Origin of the sequence: Variovorax boronicumulans (genome assembly GCF_030812215.1) — a bacterium.
Classification (GTDB): Bacteria; Pseudomonadota; Gammaproteobacteria; order Burkholderiales; family Burkholderiaceae_C; genus Variovorax; species Variovorax boronicumulans_C.
On the sequence record NZ_JAUSSG010000003.1, the window covers coordinates 157766 to 178887 of the forward strand.

The window sequence follows — 21122 nt, forward strand, 5'->3', positions numbered from 1 at the left end:
TCGTGTCCTCGCTGCCCCCCGAGGGGGCCGCTCGCGCCTTGGGGCGGCCCGGCGCCGCTCGAACGCGTTCATATGGTCCGCACCGGGAAGCGGTGGTGATACCAGGTCGCCAGGCCGGTGATGGCCAGCGACACCGTGAGATACGCCGCGCTCGCGAACGCGAACGACTCGAAGCTGCGGAAGGTCGCGCTCTCGACCTGGCCGGCCTGGTACATGAGCTCGGCCACGCCGATCACGGTGGCGATCGAGGTGTTCTTCCAGAGGCTCAGCGTCTGCGAGATGAGCGGCGGCACCGTGACCCGCAGCGCCTGCGGCAGCACGACGCGGCGCATGGTGTCGAGAAAGCTGAAGCCCAGCGCGCGCCCGGCTTCGAACTGCACGGCCGGGATCGCGCGGATGCCGCTGCGGATGTCCTCCGCCATGAAGGCGGCCGTGTACAGCGCGAGCGCGACGATGGCGCTGTAGGCCTCGATGTGCCCCGCGTAGAGCCATTGCTTGATGCCGTCGGGCAGCAGTTCGGGGGCACCGAAATACCAGAAGAGCATGTGCGCGAGCAGCGGGATGTTGCGGATCGACTCCACGTACGCGAAGCCCAGCCAACGCAGCGGCGCGACCGGCGAGAGGCGCAGCAGCGCCACCACCAGCGCGATGGGCAGTGCGAGCACGAGCGAGGCCGCCAGCAGCTGCAGCGAGAGCAGGAGGCCCGCGACCAGCATGTCGTGGTACTTGCCGGTCAGCAGCAACGAGTAGTCGAACAGGGGCATGGGAAATCAGGGAGCGCGGCGAAAGACGCTGGAAGGCGCCGGGGCGCACATGGTACGCATGCGCGCCGTGCCGCTCAAAAAACGAAGGGCGGGTCGCTCGGCGGCCCGCCCTTCGTGCGACTGGCGACGAGGCTCAGTCGATCTTGTCCGACTCGAGCTTGAAGTCGCGCGTCTGGAAGCCCGATGCGGTGTCCGGGCCGTACCACTTCACGAAGATCTTCTGCGCTTCGCCCGACTTTTCCAGCTCGCGCAGCGTGTCGTCCACCACGGCCTTCAGTCCGCTCTCGCCCTTCTTGATGCCGATGGCCAGCGCCTCGGTGCTCAGGTTCTGCTTGAGCACGACGTACTGCGCCTTGGCCGGACCGAGCTTGGCGTAGCTGCGCAGCAGCGCGGCCTCGTCGTCCACGTAGCCCACGCCCTTGCCTTGCTGCAGCGCCTGGAAGGCTTGCTGGCTCGTGTCGAAGGTCACGACCTCGGCGGTGGGCACGGCCTTGCGGATGTTGGGCTCCTGCGTGCCGCCGCGAATGGTCAGCACCTTCTTGCCGCCCAGCTGGGGCACGTCGGTGATGCCGCTGTCCTTCTTGACGATGGCCTTCTGGCCGGTCACGAAAGTGGTGAGCGAGAAGTCGATCTGCGCTTCGCGCTCCTTGTTGTGCGTGAGGCCCGCGGCCACCAGGTCCACGTGGCCCTGCTGCAGCTCGGGAATGCGCGCGGCCACGGCGATTTGCTTGAGCACCGGCTTCACGCCGATCTTCTTGGCGATGGCGTTCACCAGGTCGACTTCGTAGCCGACGATCTGGCGCGTCTTGGGATCGACGAAGGTTGCGGGCTCGTCGGTGCCGAGCACGCCGACCACGAGTTCGCCTTTTTTCTTGATGTCGGCGAGCTGGTCTGCATGGGCGACGGTGCCCAGCAGGAAGGTGGAGGCGGCGAGGGCCGCGGCGAGCAAAGTGTGGCGCATGGTTGTTCTCTCTCCGGTTGGAAATTCAGGGCCGAACCATATCAATAAAACCGCAGATTATTAAATCGTCAATCGACATATGCATATGGCGTGTATGGGATGCCTTCGCAACCGGCTGGGTTAAATTCGCGGGCTTCCCCGGCATCACATCCAGCGAGGTCTTCATGATCATCAAACCGCGCGTGCGCGGCTTCATCTGCGTCACGACCCACCCCACGGGCTGCGAAGCCAACGTCAGGCAGCAGATCGACTACGTGCTGGCCCAGGGCCGGATTGCCGGGGGACCGAAGAAGGTGCTCGTCATCGGCGCATCGACCGGCTACGGCCTGGCCGCGCGCATCACCGCGGCCTTCGGCAGCGGCGCCGACACGCTGGGTGTGTTCTTCGAGCGGCCCGGCAGCGAGACCAAGCCCGGCTCGCCCGGCTGGTACAACACCGCGGCTTTCCACCGTGCGGCGGCCGAAGAAGGCCTCTACGCGAAGAGCATCAACGGCGACGGCTTCTCCGACGACGTGAAGCAGAAGACCATCGATGCGATCCGCGCGGACCTCGGCCAGGTCGACCTCGTCGTCTACAGCCTGGCCGCGCCGCGGCGCATGCATCCGAAGACCGGCCAGGTCTTCAACTCGACGCTCAAGCCCATCGGCAAGGCCGTGACCCTGCGCGGCCTGGACACCGACAACGAGGTCGTCAAGGACACCGTGCTGGAGCCCGCCACGCAGGAAGAAATCGACAACACCGTCGCCGTGATGGGCGGCGAGGACTGGCAGATGTGGATCGATGCGCTGCAAGACGCCGGCGTGCTGGCCGAGGGCGCGAAGACGACCGCCTTCACATATCTGGGCGAGCAGATCACGCACGACATCTACTGGAACGGCTCCATCGGCGCCGCCAAGAAAGACCTCGACCAGAAGGTGCTCGGCATTCGCGCCGGCTTGGCCGCGAAGGGCGGCGATGCGCGCGTGTCGGTGCTGAAGGCGGTCGTGACACAGGCGAGCTCGGCCATTCCGATGATGCCGCTGTACCTGTCGCTGCTGTTCAAGGTGATGAAGGAGAAGGGCACGCACGAGGGCTGCATCGAGCAGGTGCACGGCCTCTTTGCCGAGAGCCTCTACGGCCCCACGCCGCATCTGGACAGTGAAGGGCGCCTGCGTGCGGACTACAAGGAGCTGGCTCCCGATGTGCAGGCGCGCGTGGTCGAGCTCTGGCCCCAGGTCACCAGCGAGAACATCCACGAGCTCACCGACTTTGCGGGCTACAAGGCCGAGTTCCTGCGCCTCTTCGGCTTCGCGGTCGAAGGCGTGGACTACGAGGCCGACGTGAACCCCGATGTGGGCATTCCGAACCTCGTGCAGGTCCAGTAGAAGCACAGAGGGATACTCCCGCCCATGCAGATTCAAGAAAAACCGCCTGCCGGCACGCCCTTCGAGTGGATCGGCGGCGAGCCGAAGGTAGAGGCGCTGGTCGAGCGCTTCTACGACCTGATGGACCTCGAGCCCGCCTACGCGCAACTGCGTGCCGTGCACGGCACCAGCCTGGACAACGCGCGCCAGCGCCTCTTCTGGTTCCTGTGCGGCTGGCTCGGCGGCCCGCAGCACTACACCGACCGCTTCGGCCATCCGATGCTGCGCGCGCGTCATCTGCCGCAGAGCATCGGCGGCCACACCATCGGCATCAAGGAGCGCGACCAGTGGCTCGCCTGCATGGACCAGGCGATGGGCGAGACCGGCGTGCCGGACGACTTGCGCGCGCGTTTGCGCACCTCGTTCTTCCAGACCGCCGACTGGATGCGCAACCGCGGCGAATAAGAACAGACACCGATTCCGAAAGACTCTCCCTCATGAATTCCATCGTCATCATCGGCGGCGGCCACGCCGCGGCCCAGCTTTGCGCCGGCCTTGCCGAAGCCGGGCAGGGCGCACGCGTGCACCTGGTCTGCGAGGAGGCCTGCGAGCCGTACCACCGGCCGCCGCTGTCGAAAGCCTTCCTCAAGAGCGCCGAAGAAACCACGCAGCCGCACAAGGCCGCCGACTGGTACCGCGAAGCGGGCATCACGCTGCACCTGGGCGATGCGGCCGTGGCCATCGACCGCGAGGCGCACACCGTCACGCTGCGCTCGGGCGCGGTGCTGCCGTGGGAGCGCCTGGTGCTCGCCACCGGCACGCGCGCACGCCAGATGCCCGACCTGAAGCCAGGGCTCGAAAACGTCGCGAGCCTGCGCGCCGCCGACGAGGCGCATCGCCTGCGCGAACGGCTTGCCGGGGCGCAGCATGTCACCGTGCTCGGCGGTGGCTTCATCGGCCTCGAAGTGGCGGCCACCGTCAAGGCGCTCGGCAAGAGCGTGCAGGTGATCGAGAGTGCGCCGCGCCTGCTGGGCCGCGCCGTGTCGCCCGAGCTGTCGGCGCACGTGCTCGCGACGCATCGCGCGGCGGGCATCGACATCGTGCTCGGCGCGCAGACCGGCGCGTTCGAGGTCGAGGGTGATCGGCTCGTGTCGATCCTGGTCAACGGCGTGAAGCAGCCGGTGGACCTGCTGCTGCTGGGCATCGGCGCCGTGCCCGAGACCGCACTGGCGCAGGCCGCGGGTATCGAGTGCGCCGACGGCATCGTGGTCGATGGCCACATGCAGACCAGCGCCGCCGACGTGCTCGCCGTGGGCGACTGCACGCGCTTCCCCGACCGCCGCGCGGGCCGCACGATGCGGCTCGAATCGGTGCAGAACGCCAACGACCAGGCACGTACCGCGGTCGCCACGCTCACCGGCGCCGCGCGTCCGCACGATGTCGTCGCATGGTTCTGGTCCGACCAGGGCAGCATGCGCCTGCAGATGGTGGGCCTGATGCCCGCCGAAGGCACGCCGGGTCTGACGAGCGTGCGCCGCCCCGGCCCGAAGCCGGAGGCGTTCTCGCTGTTCCACTATGTCGATGGGCAGCTGGTGTGCGTCGAGTCGGTCAACGCACCGGTCGATCACATGATGAGCCGCAAGCTGCTCGAAGCGGGGCGCAACCCCGATCCCGCAGCGATTGCGGATGCGGCGATTCCGCTCAAGAACCACCTGGCGTAACCGCGCCGCGCCGTGATCGCAGTGACGCGCACGCCGGGCGGCTTCAGCGCCGCGCCGGCGCCAGCAGCACCACCAGCGCGCCCGCGCCGCCTTCGGCCGGCTTCGCCTGCACGAACGCGATCACCTCGTTCTTCTGGATCAGCCAGCGCTGCGTCTTGGTCTTGAGCACCGGCTGCTTGCCGGGCGAGCCGAGGCCCTTGCCGTGCACCACGCGCACGCAGCGCAGTCCCTGCTTGTACGCATTGCGGATGAAGCCGCCGAGTGCTTCGCGCGCCTCGTCGCTGCGCAGGCCGTGCAGGTCGACCTGCGCCTGGATCGACCAGTCGCCCTTGCGCAGCCGCGCCGTCACGTCGGTGCCGATGCCGGGGCGGCGAAAGCTCATGGCGTCGTCGACGTCCAGCAGCGTGGTCACGTCGAACTCGTCGGAGAGCGATTCGCGCAGCACGCGCTGCTCGTCGAGCTGGTGCTGCACCGGAATCGGCGCGGGCGGCTCGGGCGCGAGCGGCACGGCGGCCTTGCGGCGCAGCGGTTCGGTGGCACCGATGGCGCGGGCGAACAGGTCTTTCTCGGCCGCGCGCTTGCGCTCCGCAGCGGCCTTGGCCGCAGCCTCGGCCGCTTCGCGCTCGCGCGTTTCGGCCAGCGCCCGCTGCACCTGCTTGAGGTCGGCAAGGTTCTTCAGCGTCTTGGGTGTTTTCAGCGGCGGGGGACGCGAGGCCATCAGAGCAATCCTTTTTCGGCCATCGAGAAGCTCTGGCCCGGGCTCACGATGACGTGGTCGATCACGCGCACATCCACCAGCGAGAGCGCGGCCCTGAGCGTTTGCGTGAGCGATTCGTCGGCGCGCGAGGGCTCGATGCTGCCGCTCGGGTGGTTGTGCGCCAGCACCGCGGCCGCGGCCTGGTGGTGCAGGGCGCGCATGACGATTTCGCGCGGATAGACGCTGGCCTGCGTGAGCGTTCCGCGAAACAGCTCCTCCAGCACGATCAGCCGGTGCTGCACATCGAGGAACAGCACCGCGAACACCTCGTGCGGCCGCGAGCCGATGTGCAGCTGCACATACTGCTTGACCGCCTCGGGCGAGTCGAACACCGTGCGCTCCTTGAGCTGCTCGGCCATGGCGCGGCGCGCCAGTTCGAGCACCGCGATGAGTTCGGCGCGCTTGGCATCGCCGCCCATGCCCTTGACGACCTTCAGGTCCTCGGGGCCGGTGTTCAGCAGGCCCGAGAGGCCGCCGAAACGCTCGAGCAGTTCCTGCGCCATCTGCAGCACGTTCTTGCCCGGCACGCCGGTGCGCAGCAGCAGCGCCAGCAGTTCGGCGTCGGCCAGCGCGGCAACGCCTCGTGCGATGAGCTTTTCGCGCGGGCGGGCGTCTGCGGGGAGATCCTTGAAAGCCATCGAAACCTTGGGAAACCTTGAATGGAGCGGGTGGAAGGTCCCCGTCCTTAAAATGCAGTCCAGTTTATCGGGACACCCCCCTTGTCTTTGCCCACCTCCGCTTCCTCCATGTCCCACGTCGTGACTTCCGGCTCCTTCCTGACCCTGCATTACCGGCTGGCCGGACCGGCGGGCGACATCATCAACACCTTCGCCGACAAGCCCGCGACCCTGTCGCTCGGCACCGGCGAACTTTCGCCTGCCATGGAGCAGCGCCTGATGGGCCTCGAAGAGGGCACGCATGCCACCTTCGAGCTGCCTGCCGGCGAGGCTTTCGGCGATCGCAATCCCGAAATGCAGCAATGGGTCGCCAAGAAGCTGCTCGCGCAGATGGGCGACCCCGACGAGAAGTACGCCGTGGGCGACGTGGTGCAGTTCCCCACGCCCGATGGCACCGGCAGCTATGCCGGCGCGGTGATCGAATCGAGCGAGACCGCGGTGCGCTTCGACTTCAACCATCCCCTGGCCGGCCAGCCTGTGACCTTCGAGGTCCGGTTGATCGGGGTGCTATGAGCCGCCGGGCCGCTCCCAAGGCGAATACCGCAGCGCGAAGCGCGGAGGTCTCCGAATGAACCGGGGCATCGAGGAAGTCCTCCTCGCCGAGCCGCGCGGCTTTTGCGCCGGCGTGGACCGCGCCATCGAGATCGTCGAACGCGCCATCGCCAAGTTCGGTGCGCCGATCTATGTGCGCCACGAGATCGTGCACAACACCTATGTGGTGAACGAGCTCAAGGCCAAGGGCGCGATCTTCATCGAGGAGCTCTCCGACGTGCCGCCCGGCGCCACGCTGGTGTTCAGCGCGCACGGCGTGAGCAAGGCGGTGGAGCAGGAGGCGCGCGACCGCGGCTTCGAGATCTTCGATGCCACCTGCCCGCTGGTGACCAAGGTGCACGTCGAGGTGGCCAAGCTCGCCAAGGAAGGCTACGAGTTCATCATGATCGGCCACAAGGGGCACCCCGAGGTCGAGGGCACGATGGGCCAGCTCTCCAGCGGCATCCATCTCGTGGAAGACGTCGCCGATGTCGCGAAGGTCTCGCCCGCGCAGACCGACAAGCTCGCGGTCGTCACCCAGACCACGCTCAGCGTGGACGACGCGGCCGAGATCGCCGCAGCGGTGCGCGCGCGCTTTCCGAGCGTGCGCGAGCCCAAGCAGCAGGACATCTGCTACGCCACGCAGAACCGCCAGGACGCGGTGAAGATCATGAGCCCGCAGGTCGACCTCGTGATCGTGGTCGGCAGCCCCACCAGCTCCAACAGCAACCGGCTGCGCGAGCTCGCGCAGCGGCTGGGCACCGAGAGCTACATGGTCGATTCGGCCGACGAGCTCAAGCCCGAGTGGTTCGAGGGCAAGGGCCGTATCGGCATCACGGCCGGTGCCTCGGCGCCCGAGGTGCTGGTGCGCGAAGTGATCGATCGCGTGCGGGCCTTCGGCGCGGTGTCCGTCCGCAAGATGGACGGCATCGAGGAGACCATCAAGTTTCCGCTTCCCAAGGGCCTCAAGCTCGACGACATTCCGCCTCCGGGACACATCTCTTGACCAACCAAACTTCAACCAACTGGCGCCCCGACATCGAGAGCGCCGCCCGCAGGCTGCGCGAACGCGCCGCCGGCTTCCTGCGCGAGACGCCGCTCTGGAAGCTGCCCGCATCCGCTTTCGGCCTGGCCGTGCCCGGCGTGGAGGTGTGGCTCAAGCTCGAGCACCTGCAGGTGAGCGGCAGCTTCAAGGCGCGCGGCATGATGAATCGGCTGCTCGCCAACGACATTCCCGAGAGCGGCGTGGTCGTGGCGTCCGGCGGCAATGCGGGCATTGCCACTGCGGCTGCTGCCAAGGCGCTGGGCGTGCGCTGCCAGGTGTTCCTGCCCGGCGTGTCGCCCGAAGCCAAGCGCGCGCGTTTGCGTGCATTGGGCGCCGAAGTGGTCGTCGTCGGCGAGCTCTACCCCGACGCGCTGGCCGCCTGCCTCACGCGGCAGAGGGAAACCGGCGCCTTGCTGACCCATGCCTATGACCAGCCCGAAGTCGTGGCCGGCGCGGGCACGCTGGGCCACGAAATCGAAGCGCAGGGCGGCCTGCCCGATTCAGTGCTCGTGAGCGTGGGCGGTGGCGGCCTCATCGGCGGCCTGGCCGGCTGGTTCGAGAAGCGCGCCCGTGTCGTGGCGCTCGAGCCCGAGAAAGCGCCGACGCTCTTTCGTGCCCGCGAAGCCGGCGAGCCGGTCGATGTCGAGGTCGGCGGCATCGCGGCCGATTCGCTCGGCGCGCGTCGCATCGGTGCGATCTCTTGGGAGATCACGCAGCAGCAGGTGCAGCATGCGCTGCTGCTGTCCGACGAATCCATCCGCGCCGCGCAGCAGTGGCTGTGGAAGGAAATGAAGTTCGCCGTGGAGCCGGCCGCCGCGCTGCCACTGGCTGCGCTGCAGACCGGCGCCTACGTGCCGCGCGAGGGCGAGAAGGTGTGCCTGATCGTCTGCGGGGCGAACGTGGATCCGGCCACCGTCGCCTGACGGCTGCGCGCAGGGTGGGGCGGTGCGACACCGCGCCCACCTAAAATCGGCGGATGCTCGACATCACCCTGCTCCGAAAAGACCTGGCCTCCGCGGTGGCCGGCCTCGAAAAACGCAAAAAGAACCAGCCTTACCTCGATGTGTCGGCGTTTACCGCGCTCGAAGCCGAGCGCAAGACCGTCCAGACCCGCAGCGAGGAAATCCAGGCGCGCCGCAACGCACTGAACAAGCAGATCGGCCCGCTCAAGGCCAAGGGCGAATCGACCGATGCGCTGATGGCCGAGGTCAATGCGCTCAAGGCCGAGCAGGAATCGCAGTCCAGGCGCCTCGACGAGATCCAGCCCGAACTGCAGGCCCTGCTGCTCGCCGTGCCCAACCTGCCGCACGCCAGCGTGCCGGAGGGCGAGGACGAGACCGGCAACGTCGAGGTGCGCCGCTGGAGCCCGCAAGGCGGTGCCGGCGCCAGCGCCACGCCGCTGGGCTTCGCCGCAAAGGATCACGTGGACCTCGGCGCGCCGTTGGGCCTCGACTTCGAAATGGGCGCCAAGCTCGCCGGCTCGCGCTTCACCGTGATGAAGGGCCCCATCGCCCGTCTGCACCGCGCGCTTGCGCAGTTCATGCTCGACATCCAGACCGAGAAGCACGGCTATGCCGAGTGCTACGTGCCCTACATCGTCAACGCCGCCACGTTGAGCGGCACCGGCCAATTGCCCAAGTTCGAAGGCGACCTCTTCGCCGCGAAGAAGGGCGGCCAGGACGGCGAGCCCGCGCCCGACCACTCGGCGCTTTACCTGATCCCGACCAGCGAAGTGCCGCTGACCAACTTCGTGCGCGACGAAGTGGTGGCCGAGGCTCAATTGCCCATCAAGCTCACGGCGCACACGCCATGCTTCCGCTCCGAAGCCGGCAGTGCGGGACGCGACACGCGCGGCATGATCCGCCAGCATCAGTTCGACAAGGTCGAGATGGTGCAGATCGTGCATCCCGAGACGAGCTACGACGCGTTGGAGCAGATGACCGGTCATGCCGAAGCCGTGCTGCAGGCGCTGGAGCTGCCCTATCGCGTGGTGCTGCTGTGCACCGGCGACATGGGCTTCGGCGCTACCAAGACCTACGACCTGGAGGTCTGGCTGCCGGCGCAGGACACCTATCGCGAGATCAGCTCGGTCTCGAACTGCGAGGCTTTTCAGGCGCGCCGGCTGCAGGCTCGCTTCAAGAACGCGCAGGGCAAGAACGAACTCGTGCACACGCTCAACGGCTCGGGGCTGGCGGTGGGACGCGCGCTGGTGGCAGTGCTCGAGAACCACCAGAACGAAGACGGTTCGATCAACGTGCCGGCCGCGCTACGGCCCTACCTCGGCGGCCTGGATTTGTTGCGCGGTTGAGGGTGTGGCTTCAAAAGTCCTGTTTTTCCCCGCTATAATCGCAGGCTCGACAGCACCGGAGAGGTGGCAGAGTGGTCGAATGTACCTGACTCGAAATCAGGCGTACTAGCAATAGTACCGAGGGTTCGAATCCCTCCCTCTCCTCCAAACATGCTTGCAAGCCATGGATTGATCGAAGCTTCTCAGCTTGTCATTCCTTCGCTGGCAAAGCCACTATCAAAAGCCGCAGTGATTTCTCACTGCGGCTTTTTGCTTTTTGGCTGTCACGCCATCCTGTCAGATGGCTGCTTGTCGAGGCGGCAAAGCAAATAGCGGCGGCGCCTCGAGCGTCATGCAAAAGCTACCGTCCGACCGAACCCGTCGCTCCCGTGCGGGGCTTCGTCGCGACACGTGCCTGCGCATCTCTCTTGGCCTTGGCTGCATCGATCTCGCGTTCGGAATGGAGCTGGTGCTTGCCGCAGTTATCGCAGCGATACAGGCGCAGCCACGGCAGCATTCGCATCCATGTGCTGCGGCGCTTGCGCTTGAGATGGTCGATGCCGCATGGGCAGGCAGAAAACAGGTTGTGCATAGAGGGCGATCCGGATGTCATGGGGCCCCCCTTGCCAAGCTCTACGGCTTGTCGGCAGATGTGTACTGCAGCGCAGCATTCTTGCAGTGATCCATGACCACGCCACTACCATGTTCGCGGTATTTGTAAACTTTGCTGCTACATGCAGACTACCCGTTGGCCGTCGAGGCCTGAAGGCGTGTTGCAGCTTCAAGAGCGCGCCGTGCGCGGAGATGCGCGGTCTTGAGCGGAAGTCAACTATTCAAAGTCATTGTTGCGTTTCTCCCCCCGGCCAATCGGTTCGCATCAAGCCCGAAGTTGTCAGGACATAGAGGCGTATCCACACGTACCTTTACTCGGTACGGGCATGGCGAAAACGATCACCAGCGGGTTGCGCTGGTACGATAAGGGAGAAAGTTTGCAACGATGAACTTGGTTAGCGACATCTCTTCCGGAGAGAACCAAGGGACTCTGATGGCGACTTTGGCGCCGTCACTTACCTTTTCACCAACTCACGTATCTGTTTGTGAGTTTTCAGTGTGAAGGGTAAACGATTTTTTACAAAAAATTCGTCAATAGCCGCTGCGCCTGAAAATTGTGTGAGGAAACTGCGCACGACCTTTCGCGTGCGCTGCTGGTAAATATTGACTTCTGGGGGAACAGATTGAGAAGAAATACGAACGTCTTGGCATGGGCGTCGGCACTGGCAGGTGCGATGGTGCTTCAAGGTTGCGCAATCGTGCCGGGCATGGGAACCGTGGAGCCCTACGACGGTCGGGAAGAGTTGCCATCGCAGTTCCGCTACCTGCCCGATGCGGCCCCCGAAGGCGCGATCACCCCCATTTCCCTCGCGCTCGTGCGCACGCTGGCCGAAACCGCGCCCAAGGGCGTGCCGCCGGAAGTGCAGGCGCTGTTCGGCAAGAGCGAGCGCTACACCATCGGTCCCGGTGACGTGGTGGGCGTGATCGTTTACGACCACCCCGAGCTGCTGCCCAACGCGGGCGCCGTCATCTCGCAATCCGTGGACCCTACTGGCGTGCAGGTAGCCCCGGGTTTCATCGTCGACCCCGACGGGGAAATTTCTTTCCCATACATCAGTCGTGTGCGTGTTGCCGGTTTGAGCGAGGCTGGTGCTTCTGACCTCATCCGCGATTTGCTGAAGCCGCATGTCGAGAACCCGCAGGTGACGGTGCGCATCCAGTCCTTCAGAAGCCGCCGTGCTTATGTAGAGGGCGAAGTGCGCGTCCCCGGGTCCCAAATATTTACCGACGTGCCGATGACGCTGAACGAGGCCATCAACCGGGCCGGCGGCATCACGACCAACGGCAACCTGTCTGCCTTGACGCTCATCCGCAACGGAAAGTCGATCCCGATCGACATGACCCGGCTGCGCGAGGCCGGCTACGACGGCAACAGCATTCCATTGAAGAGCGGCGACACCGTTCGCGTGGCGCACCGCGAAGACTCCAAGATCTTCCTCATGGGCGAGGTCGTGGCGCCGCTGGCTTTGAACATGCGCAGCAACGGCCGCCTGAGCCTGAGCGAAGCGCTCGGCGAGGCAGGTGGTCCCCAGAATGCAACCGCCAACGCGGGGCAGATCTACGTCATTCGCCAGGGCGCCACGGGCGCGCCGGCCGTTTTCAATCTCGATGCCAAGAATCCGGCCGCCATGGCGATCGCGAGCCAGTTCCGGCTGCAGCCGCAGGACGTGGTCTATATCGACCCCGTGCCGCTGGTCAAGTGGAACCGCGTCGTCAGCCTGATCCTGCCTTCGGCCACGGTGGTCAACAACGCCAGCGAGATATACGTCAGGCATCGCTAGTTAGCCAGGGGAGGGGAGAGGAGAGAGTTCACCACCACCGCCGCGACGGTGGGGATGGACTCACCTGAATCGAAAGACAGCAATTGCGGGCGGTCGAATGAGCGCGCCCGGCGTGACGGCAGGGCTTCTCTTGAACCCAGGCCGTCAATTTTTTTGTTCCAGCCATCCATCATGCAAGCAGCAGCCATTCACTCAAATCAACCGATCGCGATCATTGGCCTGGGCTACGTAGGCCTTCCTCTTGCCGTGGAGTTCGGCAAGAAGCGCCAAGTCGTCGGGTTCGACATCAACTCTGCGCGCATTGCCGAGCTACAAGCCGGACATGACCGCACGCTCGAGACCACCTCGGAGGAGTTGCGGGCGGCCGAACAACTGCGCTTCACCGCGCACATCGAAGACCTGCGCGAATGCAGCGTTTTTGTCGTCACCGTGCCAACGCCAGTCGATGCGGCCAATCGTCCCGATCTGACGCCGCTCGTCAAGGCCAGCGAAACCGTCGGCAAGGTCATGCCGCAAGGTGCCATCGTGGTGTTCGAATCCACGGTGTACCCGGGCGCCACCGAGGAAGTGTGCGTGCCCGTGCTTGAAAAATTCAGCGGCAAGAAATTCAACGTCGACTTTTTCTGCGGCTATAGCCCTGAGCGCATCAACCCTGGTGACAAAGAGCATCGCCTGCCCAGCATCAAGAAAGTGACCAGCGGCAGCACGCCGGAGGTCGCTGAGGCCGTGGACCAGATGTACCGCCAGATCATCACAGCTGGAACCCACAAGGCCAGCAGCATCAAGGTGGCTGAGGCCGCCAAGGTGATCGAGAACACGCAGCGCGACGTGAATATCGCGTTGATGAACGAACTCAGCCTCATCTTCCACCGACTCGGCATCGACACACTCGAAGTGCTGCAAGCGGCTGGAACCAAATGGAATTTCTTGCCTTTTCGTCCTGGACTGGTGGGGGGGCACTGCATCGGCGTGGACCCGTACTACCTCACCCACAAGGCGGTGGAAGTCGGCTACCACCCCGAGGTCATCCTTGCTGGCCGGCGCATCAACGACAACATGGCCAGCCACGTCGCGGACGAAGTCATCAAGCTGATGCTGCGCAAGAACGTGCCAGTGCTCGGCAGCAAGGTCCTAGTGCTGGGTTTGACCTTTAAGGAAAACTGCCCCGATGTGCGTAACACCAAGGTGGTGGACATTGTGCGCACCTTGAAGGGCTACAACACGCAGGTCGACGTCTTCGATCCATGGATCGACGTGGCTGAGGCCGAGCATGAATACGGTCTGCAGTGCCTGACCGAGATGCCTGCCGCTGGTCAATACGCCGCCATCGTGCTGGCCGTGGGCCACCACCAGTTCGTTACGTTGGGCGAAGCCGGCATCAAGGCGCTGGGTCAACCCGATGCCGTGCTGTTCGATGTGAAAAGTCTGCTGCCTTTAGGCGCTGCAGACGGTCGGCTGTAACAGGGGCATTGCAAGCATGAGCGAACCCAATTCAAGCCCAGCGGCCTACGACAAGCTTCGCGCTCGCTTGGTCATGGAGACTCACACATGGCTCGTCACTGGCGTGGCCGGCTTCATCGGCAGCAATCTGCTTGAGCACCTGCTCAAGCTGAACCAGCGCGTGGTGGGGCTCGACAATTTCGCCACTGGTCACCGGCGCAACCTGACCGAGGTTCAAACCTTGGTGAGGCCCGAGCAGTGGGCCAACTTCCATTTCATCGAGGGCGATATTCGTAACCTCGACGATTGCCGACGTGCCATGGCCTTTCCTGCGGCAGGCATCTCGTCGGGTGGAGGCTGCGCACCGGTGGAATATGTGCTTCATGAAGCCGCCCTTGGCAGCGTTCCCCGAAGCTTGGCCGACCCTATCACGACCAACGACGTCAATATCAGCGGCTTCCTGAACATGCTGGTGGCTTCGCGGGATGCCGAGGTCAAGAGTTTCACGTACGCTGCCAGCAGCAGCACCTACGGCGACCATCCAGGACTGCCGAAAGTCGAGCACACCATTGGCAAGCCTCTCAGCCCATATGCCGTCACCAAGTACGTCAATGAGCTCTATGCCGACGTGTTTGCCCGCTGCTACGGTTTCAACACCGTCGGCCTGCGCTATTTCAACGTATTCGGCCCCCGGCAAGATCCCAATGGTGCTTATGCCGCCGTGATCCCGAAATGGATTGCCAGCCTGATGCAGGGCAAGCCGGTCTACATCAACGGCGACGGTGAAACCAGCCGGGACTTCTGCTTTATCGTAAACGTCGTCCAGGCGAACCTGCTGGCTGCTGTTGCGCAAGAGCCCGAGGCCGTCAACCAGGTGTACAACGTGGCCGTGGGGGACCGTACCAGTCTCAATGAGTTGTACGCCCAACTGCACAGCAAGCTGCTCCCGCATTACCCTCACCTTCAAGACGCGCAGCCCGTGCATCGGGACTTTCGCGCTGGAGACGTCCGGCACAGCTTGGCCGATATCGGCAAGGCTCAACAATTGCTGGGTTATGTGCCCACCCAACGCATTGGCGATGGGCTGGCACTGGCCATGCCGTGGTACATGGCTCAAGAAAAATGATCGAAGCACTACACGGCGCTTGCGCAAGTTGAAAACAGGTCGCGACGCGCATCCGCAGCGGTGAAAACCAACTTGCTCTGAGTCACACCGCGCCTTTAGTCGCAATACCTCGAATCGAAGGAAACGCACATGCCAAAGACACCCCTGGCGCTTGTCTCGCCCACGCAAGCAGCAATTGACACAGGCGGCGCAGACAAGGCGCCACCCATTTACGTTACTCAGCCCGCGTTGCCCCCGCTGGAAGAGTTCATCCCCTATCTGCAGGAAATATGGGACAACAAAATCCTCACCAACGGCGGCCCGTTTCATCAGCAGCTTGAACAGGCGCTATGCGATTACCTGGGCGTCAAGCACCTGGCACTCTTCTCGAACGGCACGTTGGGTTTGGTGACCGCGCTGCAAGCGTTGCGAGTGACTGGTGAAGTCATCACGACGCCGTATTCGTTCGTAGCAACCGCGCATTCGCTGTTGTGGAACGGCATCAAGCCTGTGTTCGCCGACGTCCATCCAGACACACTGAACCTCGACCCGGCAAAGATCGAAGCGGCCATCACCCCGCATACGACCGCCATCATGCCGGTGCACTGCTATGGTCATCCATGCGACGTAGACGCAATCCAGAAGATTGCCGACAACTACAACCTCAGGGTGATTTATGACGCCGCCCACGCGTTCGGCGTTCAGGACCAAGGTGGCAGTGTGCTTCGTCATGGCGACCTGTCTGTTCTGAGCTTTCACGCTACCAAAGTCTTCAATACGTTTGAAGGTGGCGCCATTATTTGTCCCGACGCAAAGACGAAGCAACGCATTGATCACCTGAAGAATTTCGGTTTTGTGGATGAAACCACGGTGGTCGCGCCGGGCATCAACGGGAAGATGAGTGAAATCAATGCGGCTTTCGGCATGTTGCAACTGCAGCATGTGGACGCCGCATTGGCCAGGCGCAAAAGTATCGACGCGACGTATCGCGAAGCACTGTTCAACGTGCCGGGAATTCGTTGCTTGCAAGACGCCGGGGAGCAAGTAGCGAATCACGCATATTTTCCAATTTTGGTGGAATCGAATTACCCGCTGAGTCGCGATGCTCTTTATCAAAAGCTTAAAGAAAACAATATCTACGCCCGTAGGTATTTCTATCCGTTGATTTCGGAGTTTCCGATGTATCGGGGAATGGCTTCGGCGCATCGTGAAAACTTACCCGCGGCCACGACGGCGGCGCAAAAGGTGCTTTGTTTGCCGATTTATCCAGCGCTGAGTTCTGAGAGTCAGCAGCGCGTCATAGATATTCTTCTTGCAGTCTAATTATGGCAATGTTGAGCCGGGGTGCGATTGAAGCGTTGGGATTTTCATCTATAGGTGAAAATCTTCAAATTTCCGATCGTGCGTCTTTCTACGGCGCTGAGCGCATAAAACTTGGCAGCAACATTCGCATAGATGATTTTTGCGTATTGTCAGCTGGTGTAGGTGGAATCCAAATTGGAGATTACGTTCATATTGCGGTTTACTCATCATTGATTGGGGCCGGGCGAATCGTTCTCTCTGATTTTTGCAATATATCGTCTCGGGTCGCAATTTACTCGAGCAATGATGATTATTCGGGTGAGGCAATGACCAATCCCACCGTTCCGAGGGAGTATACCCGCGTGACGCATGCGGACGTATTCCTTGAAAAACACGTCATTGTTGGCAGCGGCAGTGTAATTTTACCTGGTGTCACCTTAGAAGAAGGCGTTGCAGTAGGCGCGTTAAGTCTCATAAACAAAATATGCGAAGCCTTTGGTGTTTATGCTGGAAACCCGGCTAAGCGTATTAAAGAGCGAAAACGGGATTTATTAAGGCTTGAAGAGCAATTAAAAGCCATGAAAGCGGTATAGGTTTTGTCTTTAAAGAAAAACATACTCGCTAGCTACGTATCTCAGATTTACGTTACGCTGGTCGGAATTTTGATTCTCCCCCTATATCTGCGATATATGGGGGCGGAGGCCTATGGGTTGGTCGGGTTTTTTACGATGCTTCAGGCGTGGTTCAATTTGCTTGACTTGGGGCTTACGCCGACCGTTGCACGTGAAACTGCTCGTTTTCGGGGAGGGGCCACTGACGCGTATAGCTACCGTCGTCTTTTGCGTGCGTTGCAGTTAATTTTTTTCGCAACTGCGATAGCCGGTGGCGGAGCCATGTTTTTGGGCGCAGGCTTAATTTCCAACCAATGGCTCCAAGTTAAAAATCTGCCGCTAGCGCAAGTGCAAGTTGCTTTAGAGCTCATGGCTCCCGGCGTCGCACTACGCTGGATGTCAGGCCTGTACCGCGGCTGTATTTCTGGCTCGGAGCGCTTAGTCTGGCTGGGGGGGTTCAATGCTTTCGTGGCAACATTGCGTTTTGTTGGGGTCTTGCCCGTATTGATCTGGGTGGGGCATTCACCTGCAGTATTCTTTTCCTATCAGCTGTTGGTCGCATTGATCGAGTTGGTGGGGCTGGCGAGTAAAGCCTATAGTGTATTTCCGACCTTGCCGCGGGGTACATCTCTAGGCTGGTCATTGGCCTTGCTCTTTGCGCCAGTCAAACCAATCCTGAAATTCTCTCTCACCATTGCATTTACGTCATCGGTGTGGGTGCTGGTGACTCAGACCGACAAGCTTGCATTGTCTAAATTACTTCCATTGGCTGACTATGGCTATTTCACATTGGCCGTGCTAGCGGCGAGTGGAGTGCTGATGATCAGTGGGCCTGTTAGCGGCGCGCTTATGCCTCGTATGGCTCGGCTACAAGCGGAAAATGATGAGGAAGGACTGATTGCCTTATATCGAAAGGCGACTCAAATGGTTGCTGCTATCGCGATCCCTGCTAGCCTCACGCTTGCGCTTTTTGCTGAACAAGTGCTATGGGTATGGACTGGCGATGCGCGTGCCGCCACACATGCCGCACCAATATTGTCTTTGTATGCTCTTGGCAATGGGTTTTTGGCAATATCTGCCTTTCCGTATTACTTGCAATTTGCGAAAGGCGATTTGAAGTTGCATTTAATAGGAAACCTGTTGTTCATATTGCTGTTGATTCCTTCATTGCTTTGGGCCACTTGGGAGTTTGGTGCAACAGGCGCTGGTTATGCTTGGGTGGCGGCGAATGTCGCGTACTTTTTTATCTGGGTCCCCTTCGTGCATAGGAGATTTGTTAAAGGGCTTCACCATAGGTGGTTGATTTTTGATTTGGGCGGAACACTCGTATTCGGATGTGCCGCCGCGGCTCTATTGGGGAAGTTTTCAAATTGGCCTGCCAATCGTTCTGAGGTCGCCCTGCTGTTGCTCGCAGGCGGGTTGATTTTACTGGGCAGCTGTGTAGTCGGCTCTCGCTTTGTTTTGAGTTCGAAAAAATTTGGTCTAAGGCCTTGAGCTGAAAATGGAAAAAGCTGTTCCTAAAGTTTCTGTATGCATAGTCACATACAACCAAGAGAAATACATTCGCCAATGTCTTCAAAGTATCTTGGATCAAGAAATCTCCTTTGATTTGGAGATTATTGTGGCCGATGATTGCTCGTCGGATGGGACACGCGACATCTTGATGGAGTATTTGCTTCGATATCCAGAGATAATAAAATTGCATTTGCATACGGCAAATATTGGCCCCTACAAGAATTTTGTTTTTGTGCATCGTCAAGCGATAGGCGAATATATTGCGCATATTGATGGAGATGATTACTGCTTGCCTGGGAAGTTACAAATGCAGTCGGATCTGCTGGATCGAGAGCACGAATGTAATATTGTTTGGCATAAGATGACCATCGAAAGTCCATCCGGCGCGCGGAGGGAAAGTCCTCGCACGTTTGCAGGGGAAATGAAGTTTTATAGAGGAGACATTCTTCAATATATATCTATCGGCGCAAATAGTTCGAAGATGTATAGAAAGTCGATTCGAGAATTTGAAGATCCAGATTTCGATGTCGTTGATTACTTTGTAAATGTTGAGCAAGTAGGAGAGGGATATGCTCGACTCATAGATGACCGGTCTTACGGAGTTTATCGCGCAGGCATTGGGATTTCTTCTTCGGGAAATAAAACGAGATTAATTCTAAGGGATTGTTTTTATTTTTTTGCAAGGAAGTACCCGCAATATTCATCGCGGGTGAATTCTGCTGCCTTGATTTATTTCTTGGCTGATTTGAAAAATGGAAGAAAAACATGGCGCATCTTCCTAGTGGTGTGGCTAAAAACATTTAGCCTTTTCTCCGTACTTCGTCTGGCGTCACATCTTAGGTTTGCCCGCCAAATAAGCGAGGAGTGATTTTGAACGTTCTGCGGATTCTAAATGCCGATTTAAAGGCGTTGGCGGGTGGCTCTTTGCTGATAAGACTGAAATGCTTTTTGCTCAGTCATTCATTTCATATGGTGTGTTGGTATCGCCTCGGAAGTGGCTTGGCCGAAGTCCCAGTTGTTGGTCGAGTTTGTAGGCCTTTGATTGAATATTTTATTAGAGTTTTTTTTGCAAGCGACATTTCGCTGAAGTCAAAAATTGGGCCGGGTTTGGTAATCATGCATGGTCACGATATCGTTATTGGTGCCAACGTTGTTATCGGTGAACGCTGCAAAATTTTCAATGGCGTAACTTTGGGAAACAAGAATACCGAAATTGGTTTTAACTTGCAGCCAAAAATTGGAAATGATGTTGTTTTATCCACTGGCGCCAAGGTGCTCGGCGACTTGTTTGTGGGGTCGGGTGTGATTGTGGGTGCAAATAGCGTCGTCTTGAAAAGCGTTCCTGATAATTCTCTTGCCGTCGGCGTACCCGCGGTTATAAAGAGTAGATCGGTATGAAGATAGCCATAAACCCAAGGCGAGAGCTATTTCTTCTGTTTCTCTTGGCCAACATTTATTCGGTGATCTACGTCGCGATCACCGGAAAGTTTTTGGGTTTTGATTCGGCGGGCATAGCGAGTGTGAATTTTGAGTTCATAGTCTTCGCCGCTATTTTTATTTCTTCTTACTATTTTTTGTTGTTTCCCGTTTTTTCTTGGTTCGGCCGCATAGATTTTGGTGCGCCATATTTGCTTGGAAAAAAGACGGATCGAAAATATCGATCATTGGATATTTTAATACTCTTGCTTCAGGGCGCGTACTTTGCGTTTGTCCTTTTATTCGACGCGGGCAAGGTGGGGGTCGAGGAAGCGGTGGTTCCGTTTTCTGGATTCTGGGCGATCGTCCAAATAGATTTTTTGACTCTTTACTATTTGATGCTGGTGCGAAAAAGCAATTTGTGGAAATTTAATTTCCTGCTATTCGCCTTGTCTAACTTGGTTCGGGGGTGGACCGGATTTATACTAATCTTGGGGTTTGTTTATCTTGTTAGGCGAGATGTATCGTTTTCAATAAGATTGCGAGCCATTTTGCTTTACTCGGTATTGGGGTTGATACTTCTTCCCTTGATATTGTATGTAAAATTCTATATAAGAAATCGGCAGGCTGACTTCGGCTTCGATGAGTTTATAAGCGTCGCCTTTGGGTTTGACAATTATTGGGATTTTTTCAAATATTCAATTGAGTATTCTGTCAATAGAATTCAGCAGTTTTCCTTGACATGGTTTGTTTGGGGGGCTTCCGGCCCGCTATCTTCGGCGTACGCTGATGGATATATCTCTCCTTTTTGGGCCGAGAATCTCTATGGCAACTTCTTTTTGAAAATTTTGGGGATTGGGGTACCCCAAAATCTTGGTATATATGCGGCGCAATATATGCCGTATGATTTTGAAGTGGTGGTTGGATCATTTAATATTAGCCCGGGTCTGATCGGGTGGGTGGGGGCCGTAGGATCTTCGGTGCTGGGGCTGTTTTTTTATTTAACATTTTTACTTGGCGCTGGCTTTTTTCTTATTCAGCTTCTATGCCGGCGTGGAACTCCGGAATGGGTGAGGCTTCGTCACCTTCTTTGGTTTATGTGGCTCACCCTTCTAATTCCGGGGTGGATGAACCAATTCGTCGCTTTTCTTCATGCGGCTATTATTTTTCTGATAGTAAATTTTGTCATAGAAAAATTAAAAAGCTGAAATTGCAAATTTATTTATTTGGCTAAGTGTCTCTTGATTTGAATTT

Annotated in this window: 21 protein-coding genes and 1 tRNA gene; 17 read left to right on the forward strand and 5 right to left on the reverse strand. The window is 59.9% G+C overall.

The window, feature by feature from the left end:
• Nucleotides 1–68 precede the first annotated feature (68 nt).
• Together J2W23_RS10095 and J2W23_RS10100 are read right to left on the reverse strand one after the other, a co-directional pair.
• Nucleotides 69–764, reverse strand: coding sequence for an amino acid ABC transporter permease (locus J2W23_RS10095; protein ID WP_307648607.1), 696 nt, complete (start codon nt 762–764; stop codon nt 69–71).
• 133 nt (nt 765–897) lie between these two features.
• Complete coding sequence (locus J2W23_RS10100) at nt 898–1725, reverse strand: ABC transporter substrate-binding protein (RefSeq protein ID WP_176659486.1); 828 nt, start codon at nt 1723–1725, stop codon at nt 898–900.
• A gap of 164 nt (nt 1726–1889) precedes the next feature.
• Here J2W23_RS10100 and fabV point away from each other — a divergent pair, with 164 nt between their 5' ends.
• Genes fabV through J2W23_RS10115 form a run of 3 tightly spaced genes read left to right on the forward strand, consistent with a single transcriptional unit; the run spans nt 1890 to nt 4789 of the window.
• The gene (gene fabV, locus J2W23_RS10105) at nt 1890–3089 is read left to right on the forward strand and encodes an enoyl-ACP reductase FabV (RefSeq protein WP_176659487.1); all 1200 of its coding nucleotides are present in this window, start codon (nt 1890–1892) and stop codon (nt 3087–3089) included.
• A 24-nt stretch (nt 3090–3113) separates the two neighbouring features.
• Nucleotides 3114–3533: a group II truncated hemoglobin gene (locus J2W23_RS10110; RefSeq protein WP_176659488.1), complete on the forward strand. Its 420-nt coding sequence runs from the start codon at nt 3114–3116 to the stop codon at nt 3531–3533.
• 32 nt (nt 3534–3565) lie between these two features.
• Nucleotides 3566–4789 carry an NAD(P)/FAD-dependent oxidoreductase gene (locus tag J2W23_RS10115; RefSeq protein WP_307648608.1) on the forward strand — a complete coding sequence of 408 codons (1224 nt, stop codon included), beginning with the start codon at nt 3566–3568 and terminating at the stop codon, nt 4787–4789.
• A 43-nt stretch (nt 4790–4832) separates the two neighbouring features.
• On the opposite strand, the gene J2W23_RS10120 is transcribed toward J2W23_RS10115, so the two are convergent.
• On the reverse strand, nt 4833–5507 hold the full coding sequence (locus tag J2W23_RS10120) for a Smr/MutS family protein (protein WP_176659490.1): 675 nt from the start codon (nt 5505–5507) through the stop codon (nt 4833–4835).
• Nucleotides 5507–6184: a RadC family protein gene (gene radC, locus J2W23_RS10125; protein ID WP_307648609.1), complete on the reverse strand. Its 678-nt coding sequence runs from the start codon at nt 6182–6184 to the stop codon at nt 5507–5509. Before radC ends, J2W23_RS10120 begins: the two co-directional genes overlap by 1 nt.
• Before the next feature lie 108 nt (nt 6185–6292).
• Here radC and J2W23_RS10130 point away from each other — a divergent pair, with 108 nt between their 5' ends.
• The 5 genes from J2W23_RS10130 (at nt 6293) to J2W23_RS10150 (ending at nt 10254) form a co-directional block, all read left to right on the forward strand.
• The gene (locus J2W23_RS10130) at nt 6293–6736 is read left to right on the forward strand and encodes an FKBP-type peptidyl-prolyl cis-trans isomerase (protein WP_176659492.1); all 444 of its coding nucleotides are present in this window, start codon (nt 6293–6295) and stop codon (nt 6734–6736) included.
• 55 nt (nt 6737–6791) lie between these two features.
• Nucleotides 6792–7760, forward strand: a complete 969-nt coding sequence (gene ispH / locus J2W23_RS10135; protein ID WP_176659493.1) for a 4-hydroxy-3-methylbut-2-enyl diphosphate reductase — start codon at nt 6792–6794, stop codon at nt 7758–7760.
• Nucleotides 7757–8722, forward strand: coding sequence for a threonine/serine dehydratase (locus tag J2W23_RS10140; RefSeq protein ID WP_307648610.1), 966 nt, complete (start codon nt 7757–7759; stop codon nt 8720–8722). Before ispH ends, J2W23_RS10140 begins: the two co-directional genes overlap by 4 nt.
• 53 nt (nt 8723–8775) lie before the next feature.
• A complete protein-coding gene (serS, locus tag J2W23_RS10145; protein WP_176659494.1) occupies nt 8776–10107 on the forward strand; it encodes a serine--tRNA ligase in 1332 nt (443 codons plus the stop codon).
• A 57-nt stretch (nt 10108–10164) separates the two neighbouring features.
• Nucleotides 10165–10254, forward strand: a tRNA-Ser gene (locus tag J2W23_RS10150).
• 193 nt (nt 10255–10447) lie between these two features.
• Here J2W23_RS10150 and J2W23_RS10155 read toward each other — a convergent pair.
• Nucleotides 10448–10678 (reverse strand): hypothetical protein, encoded by a 231-nt coding sequence (locus tag J2W23_RS10155; RefSeq protein ID WP_307648611.1) that lies wholly within the window; start codon nt 10676–10678, stop codon nt 10448–10450.
• A 727-nt stretch (nt 10679–11405) separates the two neighbouring features.
• Here J2W23_RS10155 and J2W23_RS10160 point away from each other — a divergent pair.
• The 9 genes from J2W23_RS10160 (at nt 11406) to wzy (ending at nt 21076) form a co-directional block, all read left to right on the forward strand.
• Nucleotides 11406–12479 (forward strand): polysaccharide biosynthesis/export family protein, encoded by a 1074-nt coding sequence (locus tag J2W23_RS10160; protein ID WP_307648870.1) that lies wholly within the window; start codon nt 11406–11408, stop codon nt 12477–12479.
• Nucleotides 12480–12650: 171 nt separating this feature from the next.
• Entirely contained in the window at nt 12651–13940 is a 1290-nt protein-coding gene (tviB, locus tag J2W23_RS10165; protein ID WP_307648612.1) for a Vi polysaccharide biosynthesis UDP-N-acetylglucosamine C-6 dehydrogenase TviB, read from the forward strand.
• A 16-nt stretch (nt 13941–13956) separates the two neighbouring features.
• Nucleotides 13957–15045, forward strand: coding sequence for an NAD-dependent epimerase/dehydratase family protein (locus J2W23_RS10170; protein ID WP_307648613.1), 1089 nt, complete (start codon nt 13957–13959; stop codon nt 15043–15045).
• A gap of 129 nt (nt 15046–15174) precedes the next feature.
• Nucleotides 15175–16347, forward strand: a complete 1173-nt coding sequence (locus J2W23_RS10175; protein ID WP_307648614.1) for a DegT/DnrJ/EryC1/StrS family aminotransferase — start codon at nt 15175–15177, stop codon at nt 16345–16347.
• Between the two features lie 2 nt (nt 16348–16349).
• A complete protein-coding gene (locus tag J2W23_RS10180) occupies nt 16350–16919 on the forward strand; it encodes an acyltransferase (protein ID WP_307648615.1) in 570 nt (189 codons plus the stop codon).
• A gap of 3 nt (nt 16920–16922) precedes the next feature.
• The gene (locus tag J2W23_RS10185) at nt 16923–18431 is read left to right on the forward strand and encodes an oligosaccharide flippase family protein (protein WP_307648616.1); all 1509 of its coding nucleotides are present in this window, start codon (nt 16923–16925) and stop codon (nt 18429–18431) included.
• A gap of 7 nt (nt 18432–18438) precedes the next feature.
• On the forward strand, nt 18439–19320 hold the full coding sequence (locus J2W23_RS10190) for a glycosyltransferase family 2 protein (protein WP_307648618.1): 882 nt from the start codon (nt 18439–18441) through the stop codon (nt 19318–19320).
• Complete coding sequence (locus J2W23_RS10195) at nt 19317–19850, forward strand: serine O-acetyltransferase (RefSeq protein WP_307648619.1); 534 nt, start codon at nt 19317–19319, stop codon at nt 19848–19850. The genes J2W23_RS10190 and J2W23_RS10195 overlap by 4 nt, the downstream gene beginning before the upstream one ends.
• Nucleotides 19847–21076, forward strand: coding sequence for an oligosaccharide repeat unit polymerase (wzy, locus tag J2W23_RS10200; RefSeq protein WP_307648620.1), 1230 nt, complete (start codon nt 19847–19849; stop codon nt 21074–21076). Before J2W23_RS10195 ends, wzy begins: the two co-directional genes overlap by 4 nt.
• The last annotated feature ends 46 nt before the right edge of the window (nt 21077–21122 follow it).

What these genes read in the sequence shown, in the direction of transcription:
- radC (WP_307648609.1), bottom strand. Translation starts at nt 6,184, where the DNA reads ATGGCTTTCAAGGATCTCCCCGCAGACGCCCGCCCGCGCGAAAAGCTC.
- fabV (WP_176659487.1), top strand. Translation starts at nt 1,890, where the DNA reads ATGATCATCAAACCGCGCGTGCGCGGCTTCATCTGCGTCACGACCCAC.
- J2W23_RS10100 (WP_176659486.1), bottom strand. Translation starts at nt 1,725, where the DNA reads ATGCGCCACACTTTGCTCGCCGCGGCCCTCGCCGCCTCCACCTTCCTG.
- J2W23_RS10190 (WP_307648618.1), top strand. Translation starts at nt 18,439, where the DNA reads ATGGAAAAAGCTGTTCCTAAAGTTTCTGTATGCATAGTCACATACAAC.
- J2W23_RS10155 (WP_307648611.1), bottom strand. Translation starts at nt 10,678, where the DNA reads ATGCACAACCTGTTTTCTGCCTGCCCATGCGGCATCGACCATCTCAAG.
- tviB (WP_307648612.1), top strand. Translation starts at nt 12,651, where the DNA reads ATGCAAGCAGCAGCCATTCACTCAAATCAACCGATCGCGATCATTGGC.
- J2W23_RS10180 (WP_307648615.1), top strand. Translation starts at nt 16,350, where the DNA reads ATGGCAATGTTGAGCCGGGGTGCGATTGAAGCGTTGGGATTTTCATCT.
- J2W23_RS10175 (WP_307648614.1), top strand. Translation starts at nt 15,175, where the DNA reads ATGCCAAAGACACCCCTGGCGCTTGTCTCGCCCACGCAAGCAGCAATT.
- J2W23_RS10115 (WP_307648608.1), top strand. Translation starts at nt 3,566, where the DNA reads ATGAATTCCATCGTCATCATCGGCGGCGGCCACGCCGCGGCCCAGCTT.
- ispH (WP_176659493.1), top strand. Translation starts at nt 6,792, where the DNA reads ATGAACCGGGGCATCGAGGAAGTCCTCCTCGCCGAGCCGCGCGGCTTT.
- J2W23_RS10160 (WP_307648870.1), top strand. Translation starts at nt 11,406, where the DNA reads ATGGGAACCGTGGAGCCCTACGACGGTCGGGAAGAGTTGCCATCGCAG.
- J2W23_RS10095 (WP_307648607.1), bottom strand. Translation starts at nt 764, where the DNA reads ATGCCCCTGTTCGACTACTCGTTGCTGCTGACCGGCAAGTACCACGAC.
- wzy (WP_307648620.1), top strand. Translation starts at nt 19,847, where the DNA reads ATGAAGATAGCCATAAACCCAAGGCGAGAGCTATTTCTTCTGTTTCTC.
- J2W23_RS10130 (WP_176659492.1), top strand. Translation starts at nt 6,293, where the DNA reads ATGTCCCACGTCGTGACTTCCGGCTCCTTCCTGACCCTGCATTACCGG.
- J2W23_RS10170 (WP_307648613.1), top strand. Translation starts at nt 13,957, where the DNA reads ATGAGCGAACCCAATTCAAGCCCAGCGGCCTACGACAAGCTTCGCGCT.
- J2W23_RS10110 (WP_176659488.1), top strand. Translation starts at nt 3,114, where the DNA reads ATGCAGATTCAAGAAAAACCGCCTGCCGGCACGCCCTTCGAGTGGATC.
- serS (WP_176659494.1), top strand. Translation starts at nt 8,776, where the DNA reads ATGCTCGACATCACCCTGCTCCGAAAAGACCTGGCCTCCGCGGTGGCC.
- J2W23_RS10120 (WP_176659490.1), bottom strand. Translation starts at nt 5,507, where the DNA reads ATGGCCTCGCGTCCCCCGCCGCTGAAAACACCCAAGACGCTGAAGAAC.